This is a genomic window from Streptococcus sp. KHUD_011, from assembly GCF_046352925.1.
In the GTDB taxonomy this organism is placed as follows: domain Bacteria; phylum Bacillota; class Bacilli; order Lactobacillales; family Streptococcaceae; genus Streptococcus.
This window is the reverse complement of sequence record NZ_CP157578.1, coordinates 1,353,748-1,369,628: the sequence shown is the minus strand read 5'-3', so window position 1 is coordinate 1,369,628 and position 15,881 is coordinate 1,353,748. Positions and strand designations below refer to the sequence as shown.

Here is a 15,881-nt window from a genome sequence, read left to right as displayed (position 1 = left end):
TCAGGACAGGCTTTTTTTTATAGAGATGAAAATTTCTTGACGCCTATTCTCAGAGTGCTATATTGTAAGTGTAATCGCCGATTTAGCTCAGTTGGTAGAGCAAGGCACTCGTAAAGCCTAGGTCACAGGTTCAAACCCTGCAATCGGCAAAGTGAAGGAACTCAAAGCCTTGTCTTGGGACAGGGCTTTTTTATATGTTAGGAACATGCATTGAAGCTAATTCTAGAGTGTTAAACTAGATGAAAAAAGAAGCAATAAGATGTAATTCAATCGCAGTTAGTCTAAATGAATGAAAAAGATGGGATAGCCCCTTAGAATCAGATTTTGTAGGTATTTCTTTGATTCCTGTTGTAGGAATTATTGAAAAGATAGTGTAAAAGGGATTTTATAGAAAATTTTTTGCAAACAAAATACTGCTCAAGTACGGTCATTAAAAGCATTAGATTTTTTGGTTAAGTTTTGAGGGTCGGTTCATGACAAGAATTTTTTTACATTCATGATATAATAAGCTTAGATTCCGCTATACAGGAGGAAAGAGATGAAAAAAAATAAATGCTTATTTTTGGTTGTTAGTGTAATGTTAATGCTCTTAACACTTTTTGCTCTAAATGGATGTAGTTTGGGTGGTGAAACAATCCCTAAAAATAGAACAAAAAAACAGTACGAATTTGAAAAAACGTTTGAGCCCATGTTTAAATTTTTAGAGCAAGACAAGAAGGAGTTTAATGGATTAAAGCTTTACAAAAATAGTATTTATATAGAGAGTGGAAACGTAGTAAAGGATTATAAAGTATTCTTAGATACTAGCCAATCTGAAATTAAGGGTGACTATACAATAAAAATTGGGGATAATAAAGAAACAGTTCCTGTTACTTACTCTAATGAGAGATTACAGTACGAATCGAAGTTAGAACCTTTGTTTGACGAAGAAATTCTTAATTTGGTAGTACAAAGAGATTATTTCGCTTCCTTGAATATAAAAGAAACCTTTAAGAGTGCTGAAACTGAATTGAGCGATATTATCTACCAGCCTGAAAATCATTCTGACCTCTATAAATATCTTAAAAATAAGTACGATATGCCAGAAGATACGACCTGTCGAATAATATTAGATTACTCTAGTGGCTCAATTTATGGGATTACAATCCAGTTGAATTCGAAAGATAAGACAGTTCAGTTGGATTTAACAATATTTAAACAATAGGGATGGTAGTTTATGAATGAAATCGAAAAGAGCATAAACGATATCGGAAGCGGCATTGATTCAGGTATTAAATCAATTCAGAAAGTGTTTGGGTGGTAAATGTGGAATTAAAATTTAAAGAAACAAATAAAACATTTCATAAAATTGTAGAATTTAAAGGTGAAAAATATCTTTTGGATATGACTAGCATTAGTCCTAAAACTTATTTCTGGGGTTCTCTTCCTAGTGAAATCACAGCTAAATGCTTAAAGTTAGATAAAAGAGATACGAGATTTGAGAGCTTAGCTCCAACTATGAACAAATCTCTTGGTATTGGAATAGGTGTAGCAATAGGTGGAGCTTGTTATGGGATTGTTACGAATGCTGTTAAGAGTTATGACATTAGCCATAATATTTCTTTTAAATTAGGATTATTTGTCCTCTTTATTGTCATAGCTTATCTTACTTTCAGGTTCATTGCTTTCGTGGCCCGTCATAATCTTCAACAAAAGCTTTCAAGTAAAGAAACGAAGCATCAAATAGTTTTCAAATTAGCAAGACAACAACGTCAGTTGAAACTGTATAAACTTCTGCCTATTCTTTTCGTTATGGTTATAGGATGTTTGGGGTTTTATATATTTACTGATAATGGGACAGAGGCATCTATCCTTATCGTTAACAGTATTTTATTTTTGGGTTTCTTTACGGTTATCTTAGGTATGTTACCACTCCGAGAAAGTTACGAAAAGCAAGAGATTATTTTTGATAGAGTAGAGAGGTTATAAGTTAAAAAGATACATAAATACTATTCTATAACGGATTTTTAATGAGTAACAGGAGACGTTATGTTAAAAATATTAAAAACGAACAAATGGATATTCCTTGCAGTTTCTGTGCCTTTTCTTATTATCATTCTTTCTTATTTGCTTATGGGGCATTCGTTTGGCAACACTGCTAAGTTTATACATGTTCATGAAGATACTATCAAGAGAGAAATTCTTGCAGACATAGATAGTCAAGGACAGTATATAAAGTCTGTGACGCTTTTACCTGGTTCAGCGATGGGGTCTTTTGATAATGGCGGAGATGTAGGCGGAAATTATCATATTTACTTTAGAGCCTATGTTAATAATAATCGCAAGCAGTCAATGAAAGTAGAAATATACTTTCCTGATGCTGGCATACCTCCTTTTACCTTTATAAAACCCAATCCTTATAAATCACCTGAAACTATGGAGAGATGGTACTTGTCAGTACAAGAGGTATCCAATGACCCCTCGTGGGATTGGAAGCGAGAGCAAGATAAATTGACTGAAACTATGAATAAACTTTCGGATGTTGCTGTTCGCAAGGCCAAGGATGCATCTTGGCAAATTCAAAAAGAAATTATGATTCGTTTTCTTAACAAATGGCTAAATGAACATGAGGAAAATTTCAAACTAGCTATCCAAACAGATCTGTATAGAAACGACCCAGAATTGGAACAGAAATTAGGAAAGATTCAAAGTATAAGTGTAAGTGAATATCAAATGTACATTCCTTCGACAGGTAGCGACATTCGTTTTGATGTTAGATTTGAGAAATATCCTGAAGAAGTAGCTACTATAAACGTTCGCTTGCATTCCCAAGGGGAACAATCAGTTTTTAAGGATCCCTTAGTAGCTGCAACTATTAGTTTTGAAAATGAACGTTTTGCTATAAAAACGAAGTACGACTCCAAGCTATTTCCAATTTTTAATCAAAGTCGATTTGGTAATAGTAATGGAGAAATATCTTATAAGCTCCCAAAAGACTATGAAAATCAATTTTTAATTCCTTAACTATCAAGCAAGCTATTGTGCTTGCTTGATCTTTATCAAACACTTCCAGTTGCTTCAACTGATAATAGTAAGTTGAGAGAGCTAAACGTGCTGTTTCAAGAAGTAAATCTAATCGAAATCCTCCTGAAACCATTTCTCTATCTGTTTCTGCCTTCCTCGCCCTAGTGCTTCGTCTCTTTCCTTCAATTCTTTTAACTTTTTTAGGTAGGCCACCTTGGTACGTAAGCGTTCATTCTCCTCTTGAAGTCGCTCTAGTTCTGTCATTTTTTCCCAAGGTTTCTTCCGTTTCCTTCCCATTTTAGCTGGTCTCCCTCTTGTTTTTTCAACAATAGTATACCCGTTTTTCTTGTATTGTGCTAGCCAATTTGTCAACAGTGAACGATCGGGTAAAGCATAATCTAAAGCTACACTTTTTTGTGAACAACCTTCAAGCATAACTTTCTTAACTATTTATTGTTTTAATTTTGGGAAATAGTGACGATTCTTCCACTTTTTTATGATTTCTATTTCATAACGGTCAATTAATTTTAACATATACTTTAGACCAGAAGCATTCACACCAAATCTATTTGAAAGCTGTTTGAATTTTTGGCCTTGCTTTCTAAGTTCATAGATTTGAACTTTATCATCATAAGTTAATTTCATAATAAAAACACCCCAAAAGTTAGATTTTTTCTGTCTAATTTTTGGGGTGCAGTTCATTACAGATGGTTTTCTTTTGCTATTCTCAACTTCTCTTCTTACGGTATCTCTCATATGGTATAATGGAGAAGGACATTCTTTCTGTTTGGCAAAAATTCGAAGACAGCTATTGGGGCTATCGTTGGGCTCGCTTGGGGAACGCTTAATCTTATCGGTTCTGTAGTTGCACCAGAATTTAAAAAGTCTGTTTATGACGGAGTTAAAAATTTTGCTTATGGTGCTGTGGACGTGGGAGAATTAGGAGTGGAGGCTATCGGAAAGGGAATCCACCAGGGAGTGGAGACTGTCAAGAGTGTCGGCAAGAATGTTTCTGATTTTTTCAATGGTGGTCTGAAGGCTGCCTCATCCTTGTTTGGATAATAGGAGAGAATAAATGGATAAGATACAAAAAGATATTAATGATGCACTCGATCCAACTCGAAGATTAAACTTAGTAAAGATAATTTTTGTAGCGCCTTTTTTTTCATTGATGATTATGCTTGGGACATCTTTACCGATAAACCTATTTCGAATGGCTAGTGAAGCTGGACATGAACTAGTTACGCAATTGACATCAGTTGAAAAAGGTCTCATTCCCCCAGATAGTTTCTTTGGTTTTCTATTCTTGTTTTGTTGGTGTTATTTTATTTGTTGTTATATCATTACGAAAAGAAATCGCATTAAAGCCTATTTAATGACTCAGATTTTTCAATTATTTTTGCTCGTAATTTTATATTATAGTTTGTTTATAGCCGCCTTGTATCTAATCCCTCTAGTAGCAGTTCGTATCGTCTACTGGATAGGTTTTGTCTTATCACTGATTTACCTTATCTATATCCTTGTTACTAAGCAACGCGCTAAAAAAGATTTTTTTACTTCTCTAAATATTAAAAAATTTTTGAATGTTATTTTGTTTTTATGGCTATTAATGTCTGGAATCAATCTCTTTACTAATGGTCTTAATAATCTTCTGGCACATTTATTGCTTGCTTTATTGCCAATTTCACCTATTTTATTAGGCCTTTTTCTGGTATCATTTTTCAAGTCCAATTTAGTAACACTAGAGAATCTGAATACAGTCAATAAAAACCAAGAGAAATACCGTGAAGAATATGGCTATACCATTGAAGAATGGTACGGGAAAAAGTCAAAAATCTACAAGGAACATGTTAAGAAGTCTAATTAAGATAAATTGGAGAATGTGTAATACCGTTAGTGAATAAATTAGATGGATTCTTAGGGAGCGCTAAATTTGCGAAGGCATTACCATATGGATTGGGAGCAGCACTTGACTTTGCAGGGCAATTGTTAGGTAGTGAAGAACTTGGAGATGCAGTTAATGGATTTTTCTCGGGGTTAGGTAGTGTTTTTAATTAATAAATTAACGGAGAAATTTTAATTATGAAAATATATATTGGTTATTTGGATTCGAAATGGATTCATTTTGATGAAGAAAACGAAGTATTTCAATATCAAAATCAAAAAAATAGTTCTAATTGGATTATGGTTGCTGCTCCACTTGCAGTCTTTCTTTTAAAAGGAATTGCAAGTACTTTAAATTCAGCCATTGGTACATTATCGTATACGATTAATCTCGGTATTGCAATGATTGGAACTCTGATAGTTTGCGGAATATTGATGATAGCGAAGGCGAGAAAAAAATATCCGAGAACTGATTGGAAAACAGTTGTTTTGAAGGAAAAAGATCTCAAAACACTATTAGTAAAGGTGATTTCAATTTTTATTATTAAGATTCTCTTTATTATTTTAGGGATTTATTTTTTTGTTACTTATATTAGAGAAACTGATTTTTTATGTCTGTTGATATATCTACTTGCTTTTGCTTGTGTTATACATTTTCATCAGGAATTTAAGACAAGTAAAATTAAAAAAATATTGAAAAGACAAAAAATATTGTTAAATGGTTAGGGAGATTCATAGTAGGAAGGGAATAAATACTTTATTGCAAGCAAACAACAAAATAGTATAAACATTTCTCCGGATGTTCTAAAAAATGAGTCTGTAGATTTTTTAAAGGAAAGTATCACTTCAAAATTAAGTGATATAGCTTTTGATTTAGGAACGGGTTATTATACCTCTTACATGCTTCCATATCAAGTTCCATATTTAATCAATGGCTTAAAATCACAGATTGGGAATACACTAACGAAATGTGGATTGAGTGCACTTCAATAAACTGCACCTGGTTCTACAGTTAATAAAATGGTGGGAGAAAGCATTGAGAAAATTGGAGATTGTGTGATACTGTTAGTGAATAAATTAGATGGATTCTTAGGGAGTGCTAAATTTTCGAAAGCATTACCATATGGATTGGGAACAGCGATTGATTTTGGCGCAACAGTGGTGGGATCAATGATTTTTGATTATCTATATGATAAATATGGGGATAAAGTCGTGCAATTTGCTGGTGATGTTTGGGATGGTACAAAGAAAGTAGTAGGTGAAACGATGAAATCTGTTGGTGATACAGCTGAGAAAATATGGGATAGTGCTGGAGATGCAGTTAATGGATTTTTCTCGGGGTTAGGTAGTGTATTTTAATAATAAGGAGAAAAAATCATGCATAATTATAAATCTTTGCTTAGTTTAGGCAATTATAAAGAGGATAGTTATTATATAGATTTAATCACCGGTGATTTAAAAAAGTCTATTGCTCATAAGGTATCTGAATCCAAAATATTTTTGTCTTCTATCATTGGTTACCATATTCTAGGAATTGGACTCTTTAAAAGCGTTGAATCTAACTTGCTATTAAGTATCTATCTGTTGATTGTATCCTTTGTTTTTTCAATAATTGCTGCAATTATTTTTAATAAACGGTTATATAAGAATACAGAGTTTGAAATGGTTGAATTTACAAGAGCTGAATTTAACGGATTTAAGAAACAAGTAAAAAAACATAACAAAACCATAGTGTTACTTACCTTATTATTTATTGTTATGTTTTCTTTTTCAATGTTTCTATATCTTTCAAGACCTAGTGTATTCTTGTTACTAGTGATGGACTATGTAGTTTGTTTTTCTTATCTATTTTATACGAACGGATTTTTTACAAAAAGGTTCCATTTTGAAGAATATATAAATAAAAATTTTTTAAAGGAAGGAAAAATAATGAATGACTAATTTATTACCTATTGGTACTGTTGTTCGCCTTCATAATGGTACAATTGGCTATTTTTGATTATGTAAGATTGATGAAGACTCTTGAGAAAATAAAAGATGGAAAAGAACCATCTGAGGATGATGTGAAGAAGATAGAGGAATATAAGAGGAGATATACAAATAGAGAATTGCCGGAAACAGTTCAAGTAGTTCTCGATAAACATAAACAGGCTATCGAAGATAAAAAGCTAAAAGCAGAAGTTAAAGAAGAATCTGAAGAGGAGGGAATTCCATTTGATATATACCAGTCTATTAAGAGTGGTATATTGAGTGGTGGGGTAGCTTTCCTTAGCGAATTTGTAAAAGTAAAGTTACAGATAAGGCTGTTGAAAAAATAATAAAATATGCTTGGGAAACTTTAGTACATATATCTCAAAATATGCAGAATTCATTAGTAGGAGCTTTGGTAGGCGGAGAAACTGCGACTATTCCTATTAATGTCAATCCTGCTTATAGTCGACTTGTAAGTGGTGTTGCTAAATATGGAATTCCTTTACTAGGAGCTGCTGTGGATTATACGATGCAGGTTAACAGTGGAACAGATCCTGTTGATGCAAGTATAAAAACTGGTGCACATGTTACGATGGGATTAATTGGCGCTGCTGTAGGTAAAGTATCGGGAACAGCAGTTATAACAGCATTGGGGTCAACAGTTGTCTTAGCTCCATTAGCTCCGATTGCTGGTGTGGTTACCGATTTTGTTGTGACTTCAGTAATTTTAGTTGGTGGTTCAATGATTTTTGATGCAATTTACGATAACAAAGATAAGATAGCAAAATGGGGAATAGATACATTTAATTCCGCAAAGGATATTGTTAATGGCGTGGGTGATGCTATATCAGGTGCTTTAAGTGGTTTAGGAAGTGTTTTGGGTTAGAGTATGAAGAGTAATCAATTTAAAATTGAATTGTATCATGATGGTAAGGTTGGTTACTTTTATGACATCTCAGAAAATCAATGGTACATTCTAGAAAGAAATACATTGAAATATAGACGTCAAAGTCAGAAATTATTAGTTAATTCATCGGCATTTTCACTCATTATTGCTATCTTTTCAGTTGTTATTAACAGATGGTATATTTTAAATTCAAATTTTTATCTAAATTCGATTCTTTTTGTAGGTGCTATGATTTCCTTTTTTGTCCTTAATAGTATTTTAAATAACTATATAAAAAAGCAAGAAATATCTGATTGTTTATTTACACCTATTTCTTTAGATGAAGTGGAATTAGAGGATATTGTGGTTCATGCAATACAATTGGTGCATGTTTTAAGGAATATTTCTATACTATCATTTGTAGGGGCGACACTAGGACTTATACTCTTCTTAAGTTTGTCAATTTTAATAGGATTAATTGTTTTTATTTTTGGATTATTGTTATCAACTGGAATCGTAAAGAATCTACATATTCTCAGACGTTTTAAGGCAATAAAAAGAATAGAAGAGACTATGAAATATAGCGAAAGGAATAATTTTAAGTGAATAGAATATTACCTATTGGAAGTATCGTACAATTGAAAAATGGAGAAGTAAAGTTAATGATAATAAATCGTTTCCCTCTTTATAATAACAATGGGGAAATTGGCTATTTTGATTATCTATATGATAAATATGGGGATGAAGTCGTGGAATTTGCTGGTGATGTTTGGGATGGTACAAAGAAAGTAGTAGGTGAAACGATGAAATCTGTTGGTGATACAGCTGATAAAATATGGGACAGTGCGGGAGATGCAGTTACTGGATTTTTCTCGGGATTAGGTAGTGTATTTAATTAAAAAGGATGTACATATGGAAACAATTATTAATTTAGGGATATGGGAGAACAAAAATTATCATTTTGATTGGGAGAATAAGGTGTTGCTAGAGGAAACATCTTCTCCTAATTACTGGTCTTATATTCTACTGCCTGTTACGCTGTACATTATAAATAAAATTTCTGATATATTGGCTGAAGCAGGAATATTTAATAATCAGTTAGTCCGAGTTGGGACGGTTCCAATCTTAGGCGTTTTATCTTATTTTTTAGCCGCTTTGATTATCAGATTTTACCACGGAACTTTAAAATTAAAAAAATCAGAGTTGGGTGAGGAACAGAGTAAGAAGTTTGTCAGATCTTTGAAGAGAAAAAGAGGGTACTTTAAATGTCTTCTTAATCTTTTTAGAATCCTAACTGTAGTCGCTATTCTTTTGTTTGTCTTTGGAAATGAAACCATTGCCGTACTCTTTTTGGCGGTTAGTTTTTTAGTGATATTTATGTTCAAATTTGATTACCAACTTAATAGATGGTTAAAAATCATTAAAATAGTAGAAAAAGGAGAGAAGAATGTCTAATTTATTACCTATTAGTACGGTTGTTAGCTTTCATAATGGAACGATTGATGTGATGATTATTTGTATAATTTTTATTAAAAGGCGAAAATAATGAAAAAAGTTCGAAAAATTCAAATGCTGATGGGAGTTATACTTTCAGTTTTAGTCGTCTTGATAGTAGCATCGATCTTCTTATTTAGATTTAATGGAGAGAAAGATTCAAAGCAAGTATCATCAACGGTTTCTGTTAAAGATAGCAGAAGTCAGGCGAAAAGTGATAAAGATACCAAAGTTAAAGAGGAGGAGATACATAAACTCAAGGATCAACTGACTGATTTAGACACCAAGATTACTGAAGCAGAAGCAATTGTTAGCAAGCAAAAAGAAGAAACTGCTGTTCCGAAACTGGATATTGAAGCACTAAGAAATAACGATTTATCTAGTTTGAAAGGTACTTGGCGTACAGCTTCGGGTAATGAATATGTCATTAATGAGTCTGGGGAAGTACGTTCCTCTTGGATATCAAATGGTCAAAAGAATGAATCTATTGTCGAATTGAAAGCATCAGGTGGAAAAAATAGTCAAAATCCAGAAACGGTTTCTATTAGTGCTTGGGTAAAAGATTCTGTCGCAGGCGGATTTGTGGTAGTTGCCGTACCAAGTGGAGTTGCCATGCAACCTGGTGATGATGGAAAATTGACAGATAAAACTAATTATAATGAAGAGAGACTTTTTGCAGGACAGCAGTATGAAGCGATGTTGTCGAGACCAGAAGATGTTTACTATCGTGTAAAACCAGACACTAGTAAACTTGAGGAAGAAGAGAAGAATTTAGCTCAACTACAGGCTGAACGCGAAGCAATCAAAATTTCTCTAGAATTTAAGGAAAAGAAAAATACGAACTAGAAAAACTAGTTTAGAATCTAACTTTCGATTGTTTTAGTTCAGAAATACTGTTGCAATTGCTAGAATGAAGAAGCTCATTAGGGCTTCTTTTCTTTTATCTTAACGCTTCAACCACTTAGACCGAGATTAAGACCAGATAGGCAAAAGAATTTGTTCTTGAAATTGAGCTCTGCTATAATGATTTTTGTAAGGGACGTGAGGATACAACATCAAATAACTCAAGTTCTAAAAAAGAAATTGGAGATAAAAAAATGAAAAAATTATTAGGGATTATATTTTTAGTAGCAGCAGCGACAGTAGTGTATTTTGGTTCTGTTGGATGGCCAAGTTTGGATGTCAGCCTATGGTCACTGATTCCGGTAGGATTGTTCCTCTTTTTCACTCTAGAGAATCTTTGGAAAAAAGATTACAAAGCTAGTCTGATGTGTTTGATTATTGCCTTTATCATTGCGAATGCAATTTTGGATCTATTGCCGATTTCAAGTGGCTTGGTGATTGGAGCAGGTGTGCTGGCTTGTGTAGGTATTGGTTATCTATTTCCTGATAAAGAGAGTAAATAGAAATTATTGAAAAATAGATAAAGAAAAAACACTTCAATCACTGTATTTCAGTTTGATTGAGGTGTTTTCGATTTAGTTTTTTATTTCTGAGCCATCAATTCAACAATCATCTCGATATACATGACAAGGGTTACTAAGAATCCTGCACGCCAGAAGAATTTGATGAATTTAGGATAGTAAAAGCTGCGTTTTTTCAAAAGGAAGAAAAAAACGAGAATAATGGCTAGGAGTGAGAGGGCTAGGCCTAGTCTAGGGAGGAAATTATGGGTAAAGGTTTTAGCTGTAATAAGGTAATATTCAAATACCAAGACTGGAAAAGCCAAATCCGCAAAGTTTCGTCCTAGTTTTTTTAATCTAAAAAGTTTGGTTATGATAATGCAGACTACTAAGGTCAGTATCAATAATAAAATAGATGCTAATTTCATTAAAATCATATCCATATTGTATCATAAAAAATCGCTAAAGGAAACGAGAAACAGAGGAATTTATAGGAAAGTCAGGCTTTTGAGATTGTGGGTGTTTTTTGTTATAATGAAAGTTATGAAATCTTATAACACCTTGAATGATTATTATCGAAAACTCTTTGGAGAAAAGACCTTTAAAGTCCCTATTGATGCTGGGTTTGACTGTCCCAATCGTGATGGGACTGTGGCTCATGGGGGCTGTACTTTTTGTACGGTTTCAGGTTCTGGAGATGCTATCGTAGCACCGGACGCGCCTATCCGTGAGCAATTTTATAAAGAAATTGACTTTATGCATCGTAAGTGGCCTGATGTGCAGAAGTATCTGGTTTATTTTCAAAATTTTACCAACACCCATGAAAAGGTTGAAGTTATTCGAGAGCGCTATGAACAGGCTATCAACGAGCCAGGTGTAGTAGGAATCAATATTGGAACGCGCCCAGACTGTTTACCAGACGAAACCATCGAATATTTGGCTGAATTATCGGAGCGCATGCATGTGACGGTTGAATTGGGCTTGCAGACCACTTATGAAACAACCTCTGACCTGATTAACCGTGCCCACTCCTATGAGTTGTACGTGGAAACGGTCAAGCGTTTGAGAAAGTATCCCAAAATTGAGATAGTTTCCCATCTGATCAATGGGCTTCCTGGTGAAACCCATGAGATGATGATTGAAAACGTCCGCCGCTGTGTTACGGATAACGATATTCAAGGGATTAAACTGCATTTGCTTCACCTGATGACCAATACGCGAATGCAACGGGATTATCACGAAGGACGCTTGCAGTTGATGAGCCAGGACGAATATGTAAAGGTTATCTGTGATCAACTGGAAATCATTCCTAAACATATTGTCATCCATCGAATCACAGGAGATGCACCTAGAGATATGCTGATTGGGCCTATGTGGAGCCTCAATAAATGGGAAGTCCTCAACAGCATTGAGATGGAGATGCGACGTCGTGGAAGCGTTCAAGGATGCAAGGCTGTAAAACAGGAGTTTGAAAATGAAAAGACCACTTGAGATGGCACATGATTTTTTGGCTGAGGTAGTGACTCAGGATGATATCGTAGTGGATGCAACCATGGGAAATGGTCATGACACGCTTTTTCTAGCCAAGCTAGCTAAGCAAGTCTATGCCTTTGATATTCAGGAGCAAGCCTTGGAAAAGACCAAGGAGCGTTTGGATCAGGCTGATCTGACAAATGCCCAGTTAATCTTGCAAGGCCATGAGACACTGGACCAGTTTGTGACAGAAGCCAAGGCAGGGATTTTTAATCTGGGCTATCTGCCGTCAGCTGATAAGTCAGTCATTACCCAACCTCAGACGACTATTGAAGCATTAGAAAAGCTGTGTCATTTGCTTGTCAAAGGGGGACGGATTGCTATCATGATCTACTATGGTCATGAAGGAGGCGACCTCGAGAGGGATGCTGTCTTGGATTTTGTCAGCCAGTTGAACCAACAAGAGTACACAGCTGCTATTTACCGAACTTTAAACCAAGTCAACAACCCACCATTTTTAGTAATGATTGAAAAATTAGAGAGATATAGACATGGATAAACAATACCTACGTGAAAAGCTGGATGCCATGCGCCAGAATTTTGTTGAATCAACTCACCATGAACGAGCGGTGGGTGTGTTAGACCAAGCGCATATGAGCAAAAAAATGCTTAAAATCAAGAAAAAATTAGTTGCTCTTGAGATGGAACGGTGTCAGAGAAAAATTGAGCACAAAGATTGTTCCAAGATTGACCAAAAAATCAAAGAGCAGAAGGAGATATTTGAATCCTGTTGTAAAAAAGATTAAGGAGGACGTGCGTGGAATTACTGATTTACCTCATCCTATTTTTACTAGTCTTGATTGTCTCGAGTACAACCAATAAGCTCCTGCCCTTTTTGCCTCTACCTTTGGTGCAAATTCTTTTGGGAATTGTGATTGGTCTCTTTTTACCCAATACCGACTTTCACCTCAATACAGAGTTGTTTTTGGCACTGGTTATTGGGCCCTTGCTTTTTCGAGAGTCGGAAGAAGCGGACATTACAGCTATTTTAAAACACTGGCGAATCATTGTTTATCTCATATTTCCAGTGATTTTCATCTCGACCCTGAGTTTGGGTGGCTTGGCCCATCTTCTTTGGCTCAGTCTTCCCTTGGCGGCTTGCTTGGCTGTTGGGGCAGCCCTTGGCCCTACGGATTTGGTGGCCTTTGCCTCTCTTTCGGAGCGTTTTAGCTTTCCTAAGCGCGTGTCCAATATCCTTAAGGGTGAAGGACTCTTGAATGACGCATCTGGCTTGGTGGCCTTTCAGGTAGCTTTGACAGCTTGGACAACTGGAGCCTTTTCTCTTGGACAAGCGAGTAGTTCGCTCATCTTTTCAATCCTAGGCGGTTTTTTGATTGGATTTTTAACAGCCATGACCAACCGTTTCCTCCATAGTTTCTTACTTAGTGTACGAGCAACGGATATTGCCAGCGAACTTTTATTAGAATTGAGTTTACCTCTGGTAACCTTCTTCCTGGCAGAAGAAGTCCACGTTTCAGGGATTATTGCCGTTGTAGTTGCTGGGATTTTAAAGGCAAGTCGTTTTAAGAAAATTACGCTCCTTGAAGCCCAAGTGGATACGGTGACCGAGACGGTTTGGCATACAGTGAATTTTATGCTGAACGGTTCTGTCTTTGTGATTTTAGGGATGGAGTTGGAAATGATAGCAGAGCCTATCTTGACCAATCCAATCAATAATCCCTTACTGTTATTGGTATCTCTTATAGCCCTTACCTTTGTCCTCTTTGCTATTCGTTTTGTCATGATCTATGGTTATTATGCCTATAGGACTAGACGTCTCAAGAAAAAACTGAATAAGTATATGAAGGACATGCTTCTTTTGACTTTCTCAGGTGTTAAGGGAACCGTGTCGATTGCTACGATCCTTCTGATACCAAGTAATCTAGAACAGGAGTATCCTCTCTTGCTTTTCCTTGTCGCAGGTGTGACGCTTGTAAGCTTTTTAACAGGCCTCGTAGTCTTGCCTCATCTTTCTGATGAACAGGAAGAAAGTAAGGACTATCTCATGCATATTGGCATTTTGAATGAAGTAACGATAGAGTTGGAAAAAGAGTTGGAAGATACCAGAAATAAGCTCCCCCTCTATGCAGCCATTGACAATTACCATGGACGAATAGAGAATCTTATCTTGAGTCAAGAAAATAAGGGGGCTCAAGAAGACTGGGAGGCCTTGAAACTTCTTATCCTCAGTATTGAAAGTGATGGTTTAGAACAGGCTTACGAAGAAGGCAAGATGAGTGAGCGTGCTTATCGAGTCTACCAACGTTACTTGAAAAACATGGAGCAAAGTATCAATCGTAAGTTTGCTTCACGTTTGACCTATTATTTCCTTGTTTCCTTGCGGATTTTACGTTTTCTCCTTCACGAAGTCTTTACCTTTGGCAAGACCTTCCGCAGTTGGAAAAATGAAGAATCACAGAAACTCAGAGCCCTTGACTATGATCAAATTGCAGAGCTCTATCTAGAAAATACAGAGATGATTATCGAAAGTCTGGAGAACCTAAAAGGGGTTTATAAGAGTTCTTTGATCAGTTTCATGCAGGATTCTCGTCTCAGAGAAACAGCTATTATCACCAGTGGTGCCTTTGTCGAACGGGTTATCAATCGTGTCAAACCCAACAATATCGATGAAATGCTGAGAGGCTATTATCTGGAGCGCAAGTTGATTTTCGAATACGAAGAAAAACGATTGATTACGACCAAGTATGCCAAGAAGTTACGACAAAATGTAAATAACCTAGAGAACTATTCCTTGAAGGAAGCTGCCAATACCCTGCCTTATGATATGATGGAATTGGTAAGAAGAAATTAATCAAGATTATAAGTGAAGGAGTATGATATGAAGAAGTGGTGGAAAGAGCTGATAGATAAGCCCTTATTAAAAGCTTTTTTGCATTATTATCAAGCATCAGATAGTGAGTTAACCAGTGTCGCAGTAGCCTACTATTGGTTGATTTCGATTTTTCCCCTGCTTTTGGTGGTAGTTAATATCCTCCCATATTTTCAGATTCCAGTTTCTAATTTTTTAAAGGTTGTCAATGAATTCTTGCCGGATACCATGTATGATGTGGTCGCAAAGATCATTACAGAAGTGCTGACCCAACCGTCAACGGGTTTATTGAGTTTTGCGGTTTTGTCAGCCCTCTGGACCTTTTCAAAATCTATGAATTTCCTGCAGAAAGCCTTTAATAAAGCTTACGGAGTATCAAAAAATCGTGGAATGATTTCCCATCAACTCATGAGTTTGTTTGTCAGTTTTGGCTTGCAGATTCTCTTTGCTTTAGCTCTGTTTTTGAGTGTCTTTGGCCGTATGCTCCTCAACCTTGTCAAAAGCTATTGGAAATCGGATAGTCCTCTTTTTGATTATCTGCAAGACCTAACAGGCCCTTTGGTCTATGCCTTGATTTTTGCCATCCTGGTCATGCTCTACTATTTTCTACCCAATGTTAAGGTGCGAAGGATTCGCTCTGTATTGCCAGGTAGTGCCTTTGTCTTGTTGACCCTGGTCTTACTACTCAATATCTTTTCAGTCTATGTTAACAATTATGTCAATCACCTAGTGGACGTCCGTTTTTTCAGTTCCGTCGTCGTGGTGGTCATGATGTTCTGGTTTATTCTCATCGCTAAGATTTTGATTATCGGCGCGGTGATCAATGCCAGTGTCCAGAGTTTGAAAGATCCAAGCTTGAGAATAAATTAACTCAATT

The 15,881-nt window shown here is 35.6% G+C and carries 22 protein-coding genes, 1 tRNA gene and 1 pseudogene; 22 read left to right on the top strand and 2 right to left on the bottom strand.

Annotation, left to right across the window (positions count from 1 at the left end):
- Positions 1–76 precede the first annotated feature (76 nt).
- The 4 genes from ABKJ27_RS06425 to ABKJ27_RS06410 all read left to right on the top strand — a co-directional run bounded on the left by ABKJ27_RS06425 (position 77) and on the right by ABKJ27_RS06410 (position 3,003).
- A tRNA-Thr gene (locus ABKJ27_RS06425) sits at positions 77–149 on the top strand.
- Between the two features lie 389 nt (positions 150–538).
- The gene (locus tag ABKJ27_RS06420) at positions 539–1,204 is read left to right on the top strand and encodes a hypothetical protein (protein ID WP_078352374.1); all 666 of its coding nucleotides are present in this window, start codon (positions 539–541) and stop codon (positions 1,202–1,204) included.
- A 101-nt stretch (positions 1,205–1,305) separates the two neighbouring features.
- Positions 1,306–1,968, top strand: a complete 663-nt coding sequence (locus tag ABKJ27_RS06415) for a DUF443 family protein (protein WP_125393064.1) — start codon at positions 1,306–1,308, stop codon at positions 1,966–1,968.
- Between the two features lie 60 nt (positions 1,969–2,028).
- Positions 2,029–3,003 carry a hypothetical protein gene (locus tag ABKJ27_RS06410; RefSeq protein ID WP_260468265.1) on the top strand — a complete coding sequence of 325 codons (975 nt, stop codon included), beginning with the start codon at positions 2,029–2,031 and terminating at the stop codon, positions 3,001–3,003.
- On the opposite strand, the pseudogene ABKJ27_RS06405 reads toward ABKJ27_RS06410, so the two are convergent.
- Positions 2,957–3,648 (bottom strand): annotated as a pseudogene (locus ABKJ27_RS06405) (IS3 family transposase); the annotation flags it as partial. The gene ABKJ27_RS06410 and the pseudogene ABKJ27_RS06405 sit on opposite strands and share 47 nt — an antisense overlap.
- Before the next feature lie 285 nt (positions 3,649–3,933).
- Between ABKJ27_RS06405 and ABKJ27_RS06400 the strand changes: the two are divergent.
- The 13 genes from ABKJ27_RS06400 to ABKJ27_RS06340 all read left to right on the top strand — a co-directional run bounded on the left by ABKJ27_RS06400 (position 3,934) and on the right by ABKJ27_RS06340 (position 10,644).
- Complete coding sequence (locus ABKJ27_RS06400) at positions 3,934–4,065, top strand: hypothetical protein (protein ID WP_261035976.1); 132 nt, start codon at positions 3,934–3,936, stop codon at positions 4,063–4,065.
- Between the two features lie 13 nt (positions 4,066–4,078).
- Positions 4,079–4,870, top strand: coding sequence for a hypothetical protein (locus tag ABKJ27_RS06395; RefSeq protein WP_261239740.1), 792 nt, complete (start codon positions 4,079–4,081; stop codon positions 4,868–4,870).
- A 29-nt stretch (positions 4,871–4,899) separates the two neighbouring features.
- Positions 4,900–5,061, top strand: coding sequence for a hypothetical protein (locus tag ABKJ27_RS06390; RefSeq protein WP_261011154.1), 162 nt, complete (start codon positions 4,900–4,902; stop codon positions 5,059–5,061).
- Between the two features lie 24 nt (positions 5,062–5,085).
- Positions 5,086–5,613 carry a hypothetical protein gene (locus ABKJ27_RS06385; RefSeq protein ID WP_261011155.1) on the top strand — a complete coding sequence of 176 codons (528 nt, stop codon included), beginning with the start codon at positions 5,086–5,088 and terminating at the stop codon, positions 5,611–5,613.
- Positions 5,614–5,943: 330 nt separating this feature from the next.
- Positions 5,944–6,246, top strand: a complete 303-nt coding sequence (locus ABKJ27_RS06380) for a hypothetical protein (protein ID WP_261096495.1) — start codon at positions 5,944–5,946, stop codon at positions 6,244–6,246.
- 18 nt (positions 6,247–6,264) lie between these two features.
- Positions 6,265–6,828: a hypothetical protein gene (locus tag ABKJ27_RS06375; protein ID WP_261011157.1), complete on the top strand. Its 564-nt coding sequence runs from the start codon at positions 6,265–6,267 to the stop codon at positions 6,826–6,828.
- Positions 6,829–6,872: 44 nt separating this feature from the next.
- The gene (locus tag ABKJ27_RS06370; RefSeq protein WP_261096497.1) at positions 6,873–7,205 is read left to right on the top strand and encodes a hypothetical protein; all 333 of its coding nucleotides are present in this window, start codon (positions 6,873–6,875) and stop codon (positions 7,203–7,205) included.
- Positions 7,206–7,270: 65 nt separating this feature from the next.
- Positions 7,271–7,744 carry a hypothetical protein gene (locus tag ABKJ27_RS06365; RefSeq protein ID WP_261096498.1) on the top strand — a complete coding sequence of 158 codons (474 nt, stop codon included), beginning with the start codon at positions 7,271–7,273 and terminating at the stop codon, positions 7,742–7,744.
- A gap of 3 nt (positions 7,745–7,747) precedes the next feature.
- A complete protein-coding gene (locus ABKJ27_RS06360) occupies positions 7,748–8,350 on the top strand; it encodes a hypothetical protein (RefSeq protein WP_261011160.1) in 603 nt (200 codons plus the stop codon).
- A complete protein-coding gene (locus tag ABKJ27_RS06355; RefSeq protein ID WP_261011161.1) occupies positions 8,347–8,643 on the top strand; it encodes a DUF4176 domain-containing protein in 297 nt (98 codons plus the stop codon). Before ABKJ27_RS06360 ends, ABKJ27_RS06355 begins: the two co-directional genes overlap by 4 nt.
- A 13-nt stretch (positions 8,644–8,656) precedes the next feature.
- Positions 8,657–9,199, top strand: coding sequence for a hypothetical protein (locus tag ABKJ27_RS06350; RefSeq protein WP_261035967.1), 543 nt, complete (start codon positions 8,657–8,659; stop codon positions 9,197–9,199).
- Positions 9,200–9,289: 90 nt separating this feature from the next.
- Entirely contained in the window at positions 9,290–10,084 is a 795-nt protein-coding gene (locus ABKJ27_RS06345) for a DUF6287 domain-containing protein (RefSeq protein WP_261011163.1), read from the top strand.
- A gap of 251 nt (positions 10,085–10,335) precedes the next feature.
- A complete protein-coding gene (locus ABKJ27_RS06340; protein WP_410011541.1) occupies positions 10,336–10,644 on the top strand; it encodes a hypothetical protein in 309 nt (102 codons plus the stop codon).
- 80 nt (positions 10,645–10,724) lie between these two features.
- On the opposite strand, the gene ABKJ27_RS06335 is transcribed toward ABKJ27_RS06340, so the two are convergent.
- Positions 10,725–11,084: a DUF3397 family protein gene (locus ABKJ27_RS06335; RefSeq protein ID WP_000367214.1), complete on the bottom strand. Its 360-nt coding sequence runs from the start codon at positions 11,082–11,084 to the stop codon at positions 10,725–10,727.
- A 91-nt stretch (positions 11,085–11,175) separates the two neighbouring features.
- Here ABKJ27_RS06335 and ABKJ27_RS06330 point away from each other — a divergent pair, with 91 nt between their 5' ends.
- From ABKJ27_RS06330 to ABKJ27_RS06310, 5 genes are read left to right on the top strand one after another with little or no spacing between them, the layout of a single operon-like run.
- Positions 11,176–12,132, top strand: a complete 957-nt coding sequence (locus tag ABKJ27_RS06330; RefSeq protein ID WP_023946280.1) for a TIGR01212 family radical SAM protein — start codon at positions 11,176–11,178, stop codon at positions 12,130–12,132.
- Complete coding sequence (locus tag ABKJ27_RS06325; RefSeq protein WP_023946281.1) at positions 12,116–12,673, top strand: tRNA (mnm(5)s(2)U34)-methyltransferase; 558 nt, start codon at positions 12,116–12,118, stop codon at positions 12,671–12,673. Before ABKJ27_RS06330 ends, ABKJ27_RS06325 begins: the two co-directional genes overlap by 17 nt.
- On the top strand, positions 12,666–12,920 hold the full coding sequence (locus ABKJ27_RS06320; protein WP_000361085.1) for a hypothetical protein: 255 nt from the start codon (positions 12,666–12,668) through the stop codon (positions 12,918–12,920). Before ABKJ27_RS06325 ends, ABKJ27_RS06320 begins: the two co-directional genes overlap by 8 nt.
- Before the next feature lie 11 nt (positions 12,921–12,931).
- Positions 12,932–14,986 (top strand): cation:proton antiporter, encoded by a 2,055-nt coding sequence (locus tag ABKJ27_RS06315; RefSeq protein WP_410011540.1) that lies wholly within the window; start codon positions 12,932–12,934, stop codon positions 14,984–14,986.
- 27 nt (positions 14,987–15,013) lie between these two features.
- On the top strand, positions 15,014–15,874 hold the full coding sequence (locus ABKJ27_RS06310) for a YihY/virulence factor BrkB family protein (RefSeq protein WP_410011539.1): 861 nt from the start codon (positions 15,014–15,016) through the stop codon (positions 15,872–15,874).
- Positions 15,875–15,881 lie beyond the last annotated feature (7 nt).